The following is a 13,395-nucleotide window of genomic DNA, read 5'->3' as shown; positions in this document are numbered from 1 at the left end:
TACACGTATGAAAACAATTTTAGTAACAGGTGGCGCAGGGTTTATTGGCTCGGCAGTTGTTCGCCATCTTATTAATGATACAGAACACAAAGTCGTAAACTTAGATAAGCTTACTTACGCGGGTAACTTAGAGTCGCTTTTATCTGTGGCAGATAACGAGCGTTATGCGTTTGAACAAGTGGATATTTGTGATGCCGACGGCGTAAAAGCCGTTCTTAATGCCCACCAACCCGACATCATTATGCACCTAGCGGCTGAATCTCACGTAGACCGTTCAATTGACGGCCCAGGTGAGTTCATTCAAACAAACGTAGTAGGTACTTACACCTTGCTTGAGCAAGCTCGTGTTTATTGGTCAACGCTTGATGATGGGAAAAAGGAAGGCTTTAAGTTCCACCATATTTCAACTGATGAAGTATATGGCGACCTTCCACATCCAGATGAAGTAGAAGAGGGTACAGAATTACCTCTATTCACTGAAACTACCCCTTATGCGCCAAGCTCTCCATATTCAGCAAGCAAAGCGTCGTCAGATCAATTAGTACGCTCATGGTTACGTACATATAAGCTACCTACTTTGGTAACCAACTGTTCGAATAATTATGGCCCGTATCACTTTCCAGAAAAGCTAATCCCATTAGTTATTTTGAACGCCTTGGCCGGTAAGCCATTGCCTGTATACGGTAAGGGTAATCAAATTCGCGATTGGTTGTATGTGGAAGACCATGCCCGTGCATTGGTGCTAGTTGCTCTTGAAGGAAAAATTGGCGAAACCTATAACATTGGCGGCCATAACGAAAAGCAAAATATTGAAGTAGTGAATACAATTTGCGACATCTTGGATGATGTTCAGCCAAAAGGCAGCAAGTATTCAGAGCAAATCACTTATGTGGCAGACCGCCCTGGTCACGATATGCGTTATGCGATTGATGCATCTAAAATTGAACGCGAGTTAGGTTGGTCACCACAAGAAACCTTTGAAAGCGGTATTCGCAAAACCGTTGAATGGTACTTAAACAACGAAGGTTGGTGGAAAGCGGTACTAGATGGTAGCTATCAAGGCGAACGCCTAGGTGCTGGCGATTAAAGGTTAGTACTCCCCTTAATGAAAGTGCTTTAGGAACCCTGCTATGAAATGATAGTAGGGTTTTGTGGTTATTAAGCACTAAAAAATACAAATTTAATATTAGGCGCGTATATTGCTTTGTTAACGCTAAATTACGATTTTTTTGAAAAATGCGTGCTTAAGCTCTGCAGAAATTTGGCATTCGAGGTCATTAGGCACCTTTATGATGCAATTTCATGATTATTTCAAAAAACTCATGCACAATGTTCAGATTGAATCTTATTTGTATTGTTATACCTAAAAGAATTGGAGATAAAGTAAATGGATAATACGTCGAAAAGTTTAAAGATAGCCGTTGCAGGCACAGGCTATGTAGGTTTATCTAATGCAGTATTACTCGCACAGCACAATGAAGTGATTGCGGTAGATGTAGTTCCTGCGAAAGTGGATCTTCTAAACGACAAAAAGTCTCCTATTGAAGATAAAGAAATTACAGAATACTTAACGAACAAGCAGCTTAATCTTAAAGCCACGTTAGATACTGAACTTGCTTATAAAGACGCCGAGTTTGTTATTATTGCCACGCCTACCGATTACGATGCGCAAACCAATTACTTCAATACCAGCTCAGTGGATGCGGTAATAAAAGAAGTTATGCGCGTTAACCCTAATGCGGTAATGGTGGTTAAGTCTACCGTGCCAGTAGGTTTCACTGTTGAAGCAAAAGAGCGCCACGGCACTGAAAATATCATCTTCTCGCCAGAGTTCTTACGTGAAGGTAAAGCCCTTTACGACAACTTGTACCCAAGCCGTATTATTGTTGGCGAGCAAAGTGACCGTGCGAAGGTGTTTGCTGGTTTGCTAGAACAGGGTGCTATTAAAGAAGATATTAATATTCTTTTCACTCACAGTACCGAAGCTGAAGCCATTAAGCTTTTCGCTAATACTTACCTAGCAATGCGTGTCGCTTACTTCAACGAACTAGACAGCTATGCAGAGCGTAGCGGTTTGAATTCTAAACAAATCATTGAAGGTGTTGGATTAGACCCGCGCATTGGCGATCACTACAACAACCCAAGCTTTGGTTATGGTGGTTACTGCTTGCCGAAAGACACCAAACAGTTGCTAGCTAACTACAGTGAAGTGCCTAACAACATGATTCAGGCTATTGTAGATGCTAACCGCACTCGTAAAGACTTTATCGCCGATTCTATTGTGAGTCGTCAGCCTAAGGTTGTGGGTATCTTCCGCTTAATTATGAAGTCTGGGTCTGATAACTTCAGAGCAAGTGCAATTCAAGGCATCATGAAGCGTATTAAAGCGAAAGGTATCGAGGTTGTGGTGTACGAGCCTGTAATTACCGAAGATAGCTTCTTCCACTCACGGGTAATTAAAGATTTAGAAGAATTTAAATCTATTTCTGACGTTATTGTGGCAAACCGAGTAACTGATGACATTGAAGACGTATTAGAGAAAGTATACAGCCGTGATTTATTTGGCGCTGACTAATACCTTTATGAAAAATTGATAGTTCAAAAAAGCCAGCGTTAATGCTGGTATTTTTGTTTTCAATATTCGCATTATCTTACTCTTACCATTCTTTTATCTGTCGTTACGGTTTTTAAGCACGATACTTTTAGCAATGCATTTCGAATTTTCTTAGGCTATTATGCTTTGGAAATTAAATGGTATTGTTAAAAAACTATAAAAATTGATAAGGACATTAGATGATGAAAAAGAGTCTTATTGCGCTTGTTGTAAGTGCAGCACTTCTTTCTGCCTGCGGAGGTTCTGACGAAAAAAACCAAGCGCCCATTCTCACTGCTGATGCTGCAACCACACTGAACGACTCAGTGATTACTGTTGATGTATTAGCAAATGATAGTGACCCAGATGGTGATGCGCTTACCATTTCTGCTGTCGGTACGCCTGATATTGGTGACGTCGTTATAACGAACAACACATTGGTTTACACGCCATCAGCTCAAGCCATGGGCGATGTAAGTTTTTCATATGAAGTAACCGATGGTGAATTATCAACAAGTTCAACGGTTACCATCACAAACCAACAGTCTGTCACGATTACTGGTATTGCCACTGATGCTCCTATAAATAACGGTGAGATTACTGCTACTAACGATAATGGTGATGTTGTAGCGAGTGCAACTACTGATAGCAACGGTACATACTCTCTCCCAATTCTGGTAAGTGAAGACCCCGGCTACTTGGTGCTTAACGCAAACGGGGTGGACGATCAGGCACATGTAAGTTTACTATCGCGGGTGGGTGATTTCTTAGATTTGAGAGCGCTTGCAAGTGAAAACGATACGACTGAGCTTTCGGATGCACTGCTCTTAGAAAGTAAAATTACCCATGTAAGCACCGCGCTTTCTATTATGTACACTGAGTATGTAAACGACGGTGGGGAAGCAAGCTTTAACGTATACGTCGCTGAAGCCGATTTTGAGAAAGTGTTAGGCCTTGCAAGCTTTATAAAAGTAGTTGCTGATAATGATGACTTTTCGTTACCTGATGGTACAGATACGGTTTCATTCTTTGCCAACAGTGATGAAAATATTCTCACTACTATTCGAGCCTATTTGAATGATCTAGGCCTGATAAATGAAGACGGGACCTATGCTGATACCTTCGTTGATGCGCTTAACACAGCCCGTGTACAAACATTAGAAGATGACACGCTTCAACAAAGCTACAGTGAATCATCGATAGCCGGCAAAACCTTTGCAACTTATAGCGCTGGAGCCTACCTAGCGACTAAGGGTTCGGCTGTTTATACATTTAATGACGATGGAACAGGAAGCAAGTCGTCAGCCGAAAATTACTACAATACTTTTTCAGATAGTGTTAGTTGGTCGGTAGATGATGGTGTGCTTGTCGTGGCGAATACCGATGCCACCCCAAGCCTTGAATTTCCTCCAAGTCCTTCGAACTATCTTGAATATTTTGATGAAGAAACAGTGTTGCAAATTCTTGCTACAGATGAAGAAGGTTACTCTGCGCAATGGAGAATAGAAAAAAAACCAGTTTCTGAGAGTTTCGAATTAGTGTACGAAAATGGCGGTAATGCGATTGCCCACGTGTCACAAGTTATAGAACTAACGATAACGCCAGCAGTTGATGAGAGTTATGGAGCGCCAGAGTTTGTCACAGAATATCCTCAAACTTATACCTCCATTTACAGTGACACTTCTGAAGCCATTTCGCTTTCTCGTGAAGACGTGTTGGCATCTCCTTGGGTAGTCGCTTATAACAGTGAGTTTGAATACAGCTTAAACGACCAAGAAGGCAATCCGGTTTCTCTGGAGGGAATGATAAGCGATTACCTTACTTTTAACGATGACAACACTGTCAATTCTCGTTTGTTTGGTACTCAGGGCAGTTGGTCTTTCGACAGCGGTACAATTAGTTTATCTGTAAATGGAAAGTCATTTAAAGTGACGCCGTTTAAAAAGCAGAATGACTACTTAATTGCTGTGTACGAATATGAAGAGGCCGGAAACGTAATAAAGTATGCGGCTGATATGCATAGTATCGACTTCAGCTTACCTGAAAATTTTGATGTAACGTCTACGCCACCAATGGTTTGGGCTTCTACTTTGAGCGCTTCGCTTTTTGTTGATGATTTACCACTAGCGGAAGATTTGTGGAGTTACTACTTTGATAGCGATGGTACTGCCGGTAGGGTTTTTGCCGAGATAGATTATTTTGATCCAGACTTACCTGTATCTCGTTTTGTGGATGACCGTGCGCTCTATAACTTTCAGTGGCAGAAAGAGGGTGACCTTTTAACGCTAGATGGTCTTAGAGAAAATAGTTCGTTTGTCTTTCAGCGCCGTTTTAAGTGGGACTTACTGGGTGTGACAGACTCGGGCTTAATGGCTACCATTGAATATCAAGTAGGTACCATTAACTATAGCGATGGGTTTAGCGACGAACCATTTGGTACGGTTCCAAGGCTTAACTTCTACATGCCATTGAACCTAGAGGAAGCTTATCCAGAGATTTGGGCAAATACGGAAATTAATGGACTGAACACCTCAGACTCACAAAGCAACAGTTCAGTTTCATCACTTAAGCTTGATCAATAGAACTGTGTTGGTATTTGGACTATGACTTAAGCCGAGCACATGCTCGGCTTTTTTTGTTTTCAAAACCTTGAGGTCCACTCCAACTAAGCACCTATAGGCTTTTGTGAGTAACCTAAAATAATGCGCGCAGCCCCAATAATAGATTCAGTAATAGTAAAATCTACGCGACTTTTTCCCGTAATAGCATAATACCTTTCATTCAGTGAATGAGCCTGCCCAATACAGCAAACACCATATTGTACTTCAACATGATCTGATATGGCCGCTGGTGCGCAAAATACTCCAAAGTCCTCACTACCAAAAAGTTTAAGCAGTGCGGTATCATCAAATTCTGCTACTATCTTTGGGTAGAGCTGCTCTGTTTCTAGCCAACTTATTAACGCGTGATGTATGCCTGACGTATTTCCCTGAATTAGCAAAGGCATATTATTTAAGCAATCAGGAAAAGTCTGGTTACTTGAAAGGGGGGCTTTGGCAAAAAAGCTTAAAGCACTTTCCCCAAGAAAATGGCTATTGGCACTCACTTGAGAACCTGGCGCAATACCCCTATCGGCCACAATGAAGTCTATCGCATTAATTGCTAGTTCTTTGAGTAATCCATCGAAGCTATCTTCTTTAATAACATATTTGACGTTAGCGAAGTTGCGCATAGTGTCATGAACAAAGTCATAAAAAAGTACTTTAGGAATGCCATTAGTAATACCAATCACAAATTCCTTAGTATTTATTTCATCACCTGCGTTTAGTATTTCTGCTAGCTGATGGCCTTTATGAAATATCTCACTGGCATATTGAAAGCTAACCTTTCCTTTGTCATTCAAATATAGGCGCTTATTCACTCTATCGAAAAGAGGATAGCCAATCTGATTTTCAAAGGTACTTAGTTGCCCACTGACAGTTTGAGGAGTAACGTGAAGTAACTTAGCGGCTTGCGCAATACTGCCTTCGCGAGCCACTAAATAGAAGTAATAAAGATGATGATAGTTGAGGTGATGCATAAGTAAGATTTTTACGATGAACTAATAAGAATATAACAGGTTTAGTATTCTTTTATTTGAATTACACTAGATAAAATGCGAAGTATCACTCGGCGCTATCGAAGGAATTATGGGAAAAGTCATTAATTTACACGCAACAAGGAAAACCTTGTTTGCCATTTTGAAACCAGAGTCAGGTTTTTTCTGGGTTGCTATTGCCTATGGCGTTGCTATTAGTTTAATGACACTAGCGGTGCCTATTGCGGTGCAAACCTTGATTAACAGCATTGCGAATATTGGTTCTACACGGTCGGTTATCATTCTTGCCATTGTATTGTTTTCAACGCTTTTCGTATCGGGTATTTTCAGTGCGCTTCGAATGCGCATTATGGAATATTACGAACGAAAAATTTATGCGCGCCTAACCGCTATGATCAGTTTAAAAACCATTATGGCGGAGCACCGTTTTTTTGAAGGCCGGCAAAACACCAATATTACCCAACGTTACTTCGACATTATGACCCTGCAGAAGAATGTGCCTTCGCTAATGGTTGATGGTTTTGCCTTAGTACTGCAAATGTTAGTGGGTTTTACTTTGGTCTCTTTTTACCATCCCATGTTATTTGCGTTTAATCTTGTGCTGGTTTTAGTCATGTACACCATATGGAAAATTTGGGGTACGGGGGCTAAACGCTCTGCTATTGAGCTATCACATGCGAAGTACGATTCGGCGAAATGGCTAAACGACATTGCAGCGGCTCATGAGTTTTTCAAGTCGGCTGACCATGTTGAATATGCAGGTAGAAGCACCGATACCTTTATCAACAACTACCTAACTAAACATAAAAATCACTTCCATTATACCTTCGCGCAAGTCGTTATGTTCTTACTGCTTTATGCATTTGCTAGTGCGGCACTATTAGGTATTGGTGGTGTGCTGGTGGTACAAGGCCAGTTATCCATTGGCCAGTTGGTTGCGGCAGAATTAATAATGTCTGCAGTATTCTTTGGGTTGTCACGCTTTACCCAATATTTAAAGCTTTATTATGAATTGTATGGTGCGGCTGAAAAGATTGGTTCTGCACTGGTTATTCCGCAAGAAGACGTTAATGAGAAAGCCGATCGGGTGCCAACCTCTTCACAGCTCATTTTTAATAAGTTACACCTTACCCATGGCAGCGATACCTGCTTAATTGATTTGCAAATTGAAGCGGGTGGTAAGTACTTTATTACTACCAACAAGAGCTGGGTTCAAAAACAACTCATAGGGTTAATGAAGCGCTATGAAAAGCCGCAAAAAGGAGAGTTACTGCTTGGCGATTTAAGCCTATACGACTTCGACACCTATGAATTACGCCAAGCCATTAATACGCTAGACCGCTCTCTTATTGTTGAATGCTCTATTGAAGAGTACTTACGGTTAGCAAACCCTCGAGCGAGCTTTGCTGAAATTAGAGCAGCCTTGGCCGTAGTTGAATTAGATACGGTTATCGACGCGTTGCCTAAAGGAGTTGACTCTAAGGTATCGGTGCTAGGAGCACCATTGCAACCGCTAGAATTCTTACTTTTAAAACTAGCAGCAGTTATCATTGAAGAGCCTAAAGTACTTATCATAAATCAACATTTCGACGCCATTCCGCTAGCATTGCGATTACGTTTATTAAATCGCTTATCTGAACTTAATTGTACGGTGCTCTATTTTACTAATACACCCGAACCTCACTGCTTGGACGGTGTTATTTATCTAAAAGACAGTGCCAAGGTAGTGGCTGCTAAACCTGCAAAAGATAGCATTATTGACCAAGAAGTGGCGCAGGAAGGAGCAAGTGATGAATAGTGCAGAAAAGCGATTTTTAGATAATGTCAGTTCTTTATCGTCACTACATATTCCTAAACTTCACAAAGTGGTGTGTGGATTAGTGTTAGCGATGGTGGTGTGTGCATCGCTGATTTTGTGGTTTACACCTTGGATGCAAACGGCCTACGGCACGGGAATGGTAGACTCTTTAGATCCGGTCGACAGAACGCAAGCGATTAGTGCCTTAGTCGACGGGCAAATAAAGCAATGGCATGTACGCGAAGGTATGCAAGTAAAAGCAGGCGACCCCATCGTTACTTTAATAGATACCGACGCTGGTCGTTTAGATAAGCTTCAATCTCAGCTAACGGCGGCAAAAGCCGGGCATCAAGCTAACGAAACAGCTGTGGCTAACGCTGAAAATAACCTAGCACGACAAATCGGGTTGCAAGAACAGGGGTTAGTGTCTCGCAAAGATGTAGAAGCCGCGCAAATAAAGGTGCAGGAGTTAAAGGCGAAAGCGGCAAGTTCTCTGTCTGCCATTAACGATGTAAGCATGAGCTTATCTCGCCAGTCGATTCAAACAAAAGTGGCACCTGTAGATGGCACTATTATTAGGCTTTACTCTGGCGGGGTTTCAACGTTTGTAAAAGCAGGGGCCGTACTAGGTCAGTTCATTCCTTTGAACGCTAAACGTAGCATACGTATAACGGTAACTGGGCTAGATGCGCCGCTAGTTAAAAAAGGCGCCAAGGCGCGTTTACAGTTTGAAGGCTGGCCTGTGTTTCAATTTAGCGGGTGGCCGGGCAGTTCCATAGGTACATTTGGTGGTGAGGTGGTTTACGTTGAACCGGTAGCAAGTACCGCTGGTACGTTTCAGGTGTGGATAGTGCCTGACGTGAATGATGTGCCGTGGCCTAAGGAAAGTGCTACGCGCTTAGGAAGCCGCGTTAAAGCCTGGGTATTGTTAGAAGAAGTGAAGTTGGGCTATGAATTGTGGCGGCAACTGAATAACTTCCCTCCCCAGCAAACTGCTGAGCCGGAACCATCTGAAACTAAAACGTCGAGTTGGTGAGGGTTAACATGAGAAAACTACATGTTGTTACACTTGCCTTGGTATTTAGTGTTTCTATGACGGGGTCTACATTTGCGTCGTCTTTACCTACGGCAACCGAGCTGATTGAGTCAATGCGGTATCACCATCCTTATACTCAAGCTATTGCTGAGGGTGAAATTCAAAGTGGCGCAGATATCGACATTGCGCTTAGTGAGTTCGACCCCTTTATAGAACAACAAACATCTAGCAGAGTAAGCGGTTATTACGATGGCTTGGCACTACAACAACGGGCAATAAAGCCACTTCAGTCGTTGAACGCGTCAGTTTATACAGAGTACCGTGTGTCTGATGGCGACTTTCCTGTTTACGAGCAAGAATACGAAACCCTCTCTGGCGGGGAAGCCAGTGTAGGAATAGCCCTATCATTATTGAAAAACCGTGATGTAGATAAACGCAGAGTAGGGGTTAGAAATGCGAGGTTGGCAGCCCAGCAATGGGAGGCTGAAGCACAAGATTTACTGAATAGCTTTCTATATAAAGGGTTAACCGAGTATTTACTATGGTATGAAAGCGCGTTGCAGGTGGTATCGGTTGAATCTTTATTAAGCCGTGCCGCTGAGCGTGAACGTGCCTTATCTACTCGGGTTGAAAAAGGCGATTTAGCGCGAGCTACCCTTACCGAGTTCAAAGCGAATATTTTAGAACAGAGATTATTAGTAGCTAAGCTAAAGCAAAAACGTAATGCGCATGCTCGAACCTTGTCGTACTACTGGCGCGATACACAAGGTGAAATGATACCGATAACAGAAACTATGTTATCGCCAGATATTCATTGGCCTTTTAGTATCAGCACTACGCAAATATCTCAGCTACGTAAACAAATAACTCAGCACCCTCAGTTAGCTTTATTGCGCATGAGTAAAACGGTGGTTCAGAACAAGCAAGTCTTAGCTAAGAATGCGCTGCTACCTAAACTAGACCTGAAAGCCTCTTTAGCTCGAGATATTGGTAGCGGACCCAATTCACTAGACGGCACAGAAAGCAAAGTGGCCTTGGCCTTTTCCTATCCACTAGGCAACAGAAAGGCAAAAGCCGAGCAAGTTAAACTAGTATCGAAGGGACGAGAGCTTGAGCATAAGTATCTATCTAGTAAGCAATCCATCGAGCAAGCATTCGAAAAAGCCTACGAATACTGGGTGAAAGCAAAAGAAATTGCCAGTTTACAGCAGCAAAATGCAGAGCTCGCCAAGCTACTATCAAGTATGGAGCTTCAACGTTTTGATGCAGGTGACAGTGATATGTTTACGTTGAACGCTAGAGCATCCAATGAAATCAAGGCGCAAATGAAAGCGATAGAAACAAATGTCGATTTGTTGAATGCTGAGCTTATGCTATATCGTGTCGTTGCTAAACTGCACACGGTTAATCCCTAGTTCAGTAGGTAACCACTGCGTGTTCAATTAGACACTTCTACTTCGGCTTCAAAGTTTGCTTTCAATTAGCAGAGGGCTTTTATTGACCGGAAGCATAGACTCGCGCTTGATTATATTGCATTAAGGTGGGTATAAGTGCGGCCGCTAGCATGTAGTTGGTTTCACTAAACCACCTGTCGTCATAACGAATCTCAGTTTTACGTGTCTCACAATTTCGCATGGGGTTGCCGAACAGTACATGATGCGTCGATTTCCCTAAGCTCTCGTTACTTAGTGTTTTCGGTAACGCTAAAAAGTTGTAAACGCTGTCGAGAGTTTGGGTGGGGTTGAAACAAAAGGGTTCATAACCTACTGTTTCGAAGGGTAAAGCAAGATCGGTTAATAAAGATTCCCTTTTCTTATTGTCACTTAGCCAGCGCATCATCTGGTACCAATAGTGGCCTTTTACCTTCTTTAACCCTTTGCGAGGTTGTGAACGAGCTAACCTAGCTTGAGAGCTCGCGTAAGAGCGAACATCTCTAATCAAAAATAGCGCTTTGGCATCAATAGTCTCAGAGGCCGCCAGTAACTTTAGATGTTTTATTCCCTTTGAGGTATCTATTGGTTGGTAGTCTTTACCGTACAATTTAGAAAACTGAGCGAGCACAGTAGCGTAAGCATCTAGGTAATAGCTTGGTAAAGTAGGGTTTATAATGTCTAAACTGCGCATTGTTGTTAATACGGGACGCCAGAAATCACACTGTTCGGCAGGTGCGCCACAACTACAACGATGTTCTTGTTTATTTAGCCAATAAGTCGGGCCCATTCTTAAGACCTGGTATATCTCTCCAAGCGAGATAAGGTTTTCGTGGCACGCTAATGCCATAGAGAACACCGTTGACCCAGAATGAGATAGGCTGGTTAAACAAATAATAGGTTGTTTAAAAGGGGAGAGGTCGTCATTGTTCGGCATCATAGCTTATCGATAGTCAGAGTAAATAAAGGATTACCTACTCTGACTTACAAAAGTGACGAAGGGTCTTATCTTTACGTATTATTTACGTAAGCTTGAAGGTTTATTTAGCGTTGCTGAATTAGTTGTTGATTGCTGAATCAAAGTCTTCTTCAGATAACCCTGCGGCTAGCGCATATTCTTTTAACTTGTCGTCTTTAACACCTGCATGTTGTGCAGTGGCTAATATACGAATAACTTGCTCACGTTGCTGAGAAGATTCTCTTACCGCAGTTTCTACAACCGTTTTTGCATCGTTCGGGAATACAGCTAACAATGCATCTACTACGTATTCACCAACAAAAGGCACTGCATTAAGTGCGCTTGTCATGATATCGACAATCTTGTTTGGATGTTCCTGAGACAAAGTCTGAACAATACTGTCTGCTGCATCAGGCTGCGTAAGCACGGCAACACGAACAATCTCGTTTAGTTCTTCAGGAGTTGCAACAGCAGCCGCTTGAACTACGAAATCTACATAAGTGGGTTCTGCCATTATCGCTAACTGAACGATATTAGGGCATGAGCTTACTTCTTTCTCTATAGCCAACTGTACTATTTCTTCTGTAGATGAAGGCTGAGATGAAATAGCAGCAAAGATAATCTCACGATACTGATCAGGGTAAGTGTCCAATGCAATATCAACAATTGAAACCACATCCTGAGGGTAATGACCTGCTATAGAACTAATAGCACGTCCAACAGACATGTTTTGATCAACCTGACGTTTTAGGAACGAGGTTTGGAAGTGATTAGATTGATTAGAGGTAGCTTCTTCCGGTGAAACTGTTCCATCCTTTGCACTCATACCTATCGCTGGTGTACTTACTGCGAGTACCAGCACTGCCGATGAAAGCAATGAAGTAATACGAAACATATATCCACCTTATATTTATTGCGTAGTCTATTACCACTAACGGACTACTACTTTATAGGAATTATTAACCCATCCTATTAGTAATTAGTCCATATTGTCTACTTATTATCTCATCTGAGTGAAAATTAACCGAATGGTTCACTATATTACACTTTTCTTGAAACAGGGGTTGACGCAGGCTCAGAAATCTCTAGAATGCGCATCCGCTTCGACAGGAAAGTGAAATAACTTACACTGACAAAGCAAGCCACTACTTACCTTCAAGGTCAAGTGTGACGGGGTTTTAAAGAAAACACTTCAGAAAATAAAAATTCAAAAAGTGTTGACACTGAAAACTTCAAGCGTATAATGCGCACCTCACTCGAACAGGGTGAGTCACGAAGAAGCAATAGCTTTTAGTGAATTGCGACGACCAAGGTTGTTCGCTAGCAAGGGAAACGAATCAACTGAGAGTAATGTTGGTCCTCCTTGCGCAGAAGTCACGACAAACAGCGTCGCGATTCTGCACTATGTTCTTTAACAATTTATAACAAGACAATCTGTGTGGGCACTCATTAAGATTATATTTATTGCGTAGTCTATTACCACTAACGGACTACTACTTTATAGGAATTATAGTCCCATCCTATTAGTAATTAGTCCATATTGTCTACTTATTATCTCATCTGAGTGAAAATTAACCGAATGGTTCAGTTTATTACACTTTTCTTAAAACAAGGGTTGACGCAGGCTCAGAAATCTCTAGAATGCGCATCCGCTTCGACAGGAAAGTGAAATAACTTACACTGACAAAGCAAGTCACTACTTACCTTTAAGGCCAAGTGTGACGGGGTTTTAAAGAAAACGCTTCAGAAAATAAATTTTCAAAAAGTGTTGACACTGAAAGCTTCAAGCGTATAATGCGCACCTCACTCGAACAGGGTGAGTCACTAACAAGCCAAGGCTTATAGTGAATTGCGACAACCAAGGTTGTCCGCTAGCAAGGAAAATGAATCAACTGAGAGTAATGTTGGTCCTTCTTGCGCAGAAGTCACGACAAAAAAGCGTCGAGATTCTGCACTATGTTCTTTAACAATTTATAACAAGA

At 41.9% G+C, this 13,395-nt stretch carries 9 protein-coding genes; 6 read left to right on the top strand and 3 right to left on the bottom strand.

Features of this window, described 5'->3' with window-relative positions; all coding sequences use genetic code 11:
* Positions 1-7 precede the first annotated feature (7 nt).
* The 3 genes from rfbB (at position 8) to AVL57_RS17235 (ending at position 5,175) form a co-directional block, all read left to right on the top strand.
* Positions 8-1,087 carry a dTDP-glucose 4,6-dehydratase gene (gene rfbB, locus AVL57_RS17245; RefSeq protein ID WP_057795862.1) on the top strand — a complete coding sequence of 360 codons (1,080 nt, stop codon included), beginning with the start codon at positions 8-10 and terminating at the stop codon, positions 1,085-1,087.
* A 300-nt stretch (positions 1,088-1,387) separates the two neighbouring features.
* Entirely contained in the window at positions 1,388-2,575 is a 1,188-nt protein-coding gene (locus AVL57_RS17240) for a nucleotide sugar dehydrogenase (RefSeq protein ID WP_057795864.1), read from the top strand.
* 218 nt (positions 2,576-2,793) lie between these two features.
* On the top strand, positions 2,794-5,175 hold the full coding sequence (locus AVL57_RS17235) for an Ig-like domain-containing protein (protein WP_057795866.1): 2,382 nt from the start codon (positions 2,794-2,796) through the stop codon (positions 5,173-5,175).
* Positions 5,176-5,258: 83 nt separating this feature from the next.
* On the opposite strand, the gene AVL57_RS17230 is transcribed toward AVL57_RS17235, so the two are convergent.
* Positions 5,259-6,173, bottom strand: coding sequence for a LysR family transcriptional regulator (locus AVL57_RS17230; protein ID WP_061093604.1), 915 nt, complete (start codon positions 6,171-6,173; stop codon positions 5,259-5,261).
* A 109-nt stretch (positions 6,174-6,282) separates the two neighbouring features.
* On the opposite strand from AVL57_RS17230, the gene AVL57_RS17225 reads away from it, so the two are divergent.
* From AVL57_RS17225 to AVL57_RS17215, 3 genes are read left to right on the top strand one after another with little or no spacing between them, the layout of a single operon-like run.
* Positions 6,283-7,989 (top strand): ABC transporter transmembrane domain-containing protein, encoded by a 1,707-nt coding sequence (locus tag AVL57_RS17225; RefSeq protein ID WP_057795870.1) that lies wholly within the window; start codon positions 6,283-6,285, stop codon positions 7,987-7,989.
* The gene (locus AVL57_RS17220; RefSeq protein ID WP_057795872.1) at positions 7,982-9,025 is read left to right on the top strand and encodes an efflux RND transporter periplasmic adaptor subunit; all 1,044 of its coding nucleotides are present in this window, start codon (positions 7,982-7,984) and stop codon (positions 9,023-9,025) included. The genes AVL57_RS17225 and AVL57_RS17220 overlap by 8 nt, the downstream gene beginning before the upstream one ends.
* Positions 9,026-9,033: 8 nt before the next feature.
* Positions 9,034-10,440 carry a TolC family protein gene (locus AVL57_RS17215; RefSeq protein WP_057795874.1) on the top strand — a complete coding sequence of 469 codons (1,407 nt, stop codon included), beginning with the start codon at positions 9,034-9,036 and terminating at the stop codon, positions 10,438-10,440.
* A 79-nt stretch (positions 10,441-10,519) separates the two neighbouring features.
* Here AVL57_RS17215 and AVL57_RS17210 read toward each other — a convergent pair whose 3' ends face one another.
* Both AVL57_RS17210 and AVL57_RS17205 read right to left on the bottom strand, forming a co-directional pair.
* Entirely contained in the window at positions 10,520-11,395 is an 876-nt protein-coding gene (locus tag AVL57_RS17210; protein ID WP_082605024.1) for a sulfotransferase, read from the bottom strand.
* A 118-nt stretch (positions 11,396-11,513) separates the two neighbouring features.
* The gene (locus tag AVL57_RS17205) at positions 11,514-12,239 is read right to left on the bottom strand and encodes a hypothetical protein (protein ID WP_376738723.1); all 726 of its coding nucleotides are present in this window, start codon (positions 12,237-12,239) and stop codon (positions 11,514-11,516) included.
* Between the last annotated feature and the right edge of the window lie 1,156 nt (positions 12,240-13,395).

Origin of the sequence: Alteromonas stellipolaris, from assembly GCF_001562115.1 — a bacterium.
GTDB lineage: Bacteria > Pseudomonadota > Gammaproteobacteria > Enterobacterales > Alteromonadaceae > Alteromonas > Alteromonas stellipolaris.
This window is presented reverse-complemented; position numbering and strand designations above follow the sequence as displayed.

Coding starts and splice junctions, on each gene's coding strand:
- AVL57_RS17220 (WP_057795872.1), top strand. CDS start 7,982: ATGAATAGTGCAGAAAAGCGATTTTTAGATAATGTCAGTTCTTTATCG.
- AVL57_RS17205 (WP_376738723.1), bottom strand. CDS start 12,239: ATGAGTGCAAAGGATGGAACAGTTTCACCGGAAGAAGCTACCTCTAAT.
- AVL57_RS17210 (WP_082605024.1), bottom strand. CDS start 11,395: ATGATGCCGAACAATGACGACCTCTCCCCTTTTAAACAACCTATTATT.
- AVL57_RS17215 (WP_057795874.1), top strand. CDS start 9,034: ATGAGAAAACTACATGTTGTTACACTTGCCTTGGTATTTAGTGTTTCT.
- AVL57_RS17230 (WP_061093604.1), bottom strand. CDS start 6,173: ATGCATCACCTCAACTATCATCATCTTTATTACTTCTATTTAGTGGCT.
- AVL57_RS17235 (WP_057795866.1), top strand. CDS start 2,794: ATGATGAAAAAGAGTCTTATTGCGCTTGTTGTAAGTGCAGCACTTCTT.
- rfbB (WP_057795862.1), top strand. CDS start 8: ATGAAAACAATTTTAGTAACAGGTGGCGCAGGGTTTATTGGCTCGGCA.
- AVL57_RS17225 (WP_057795870.1), top strand. CDS start 6,283: ATGGGAAAAGTCATTAATTTACACGCAACAAGGAAAACCTTGTTTGCC.
- AVL57_RS17240 (WP_057795864.1), top strand. CDS start 1,388: ATGGATAATACGTCGAAAAGTTTAAAGATAGCCGTTGCAGGCACAGGC.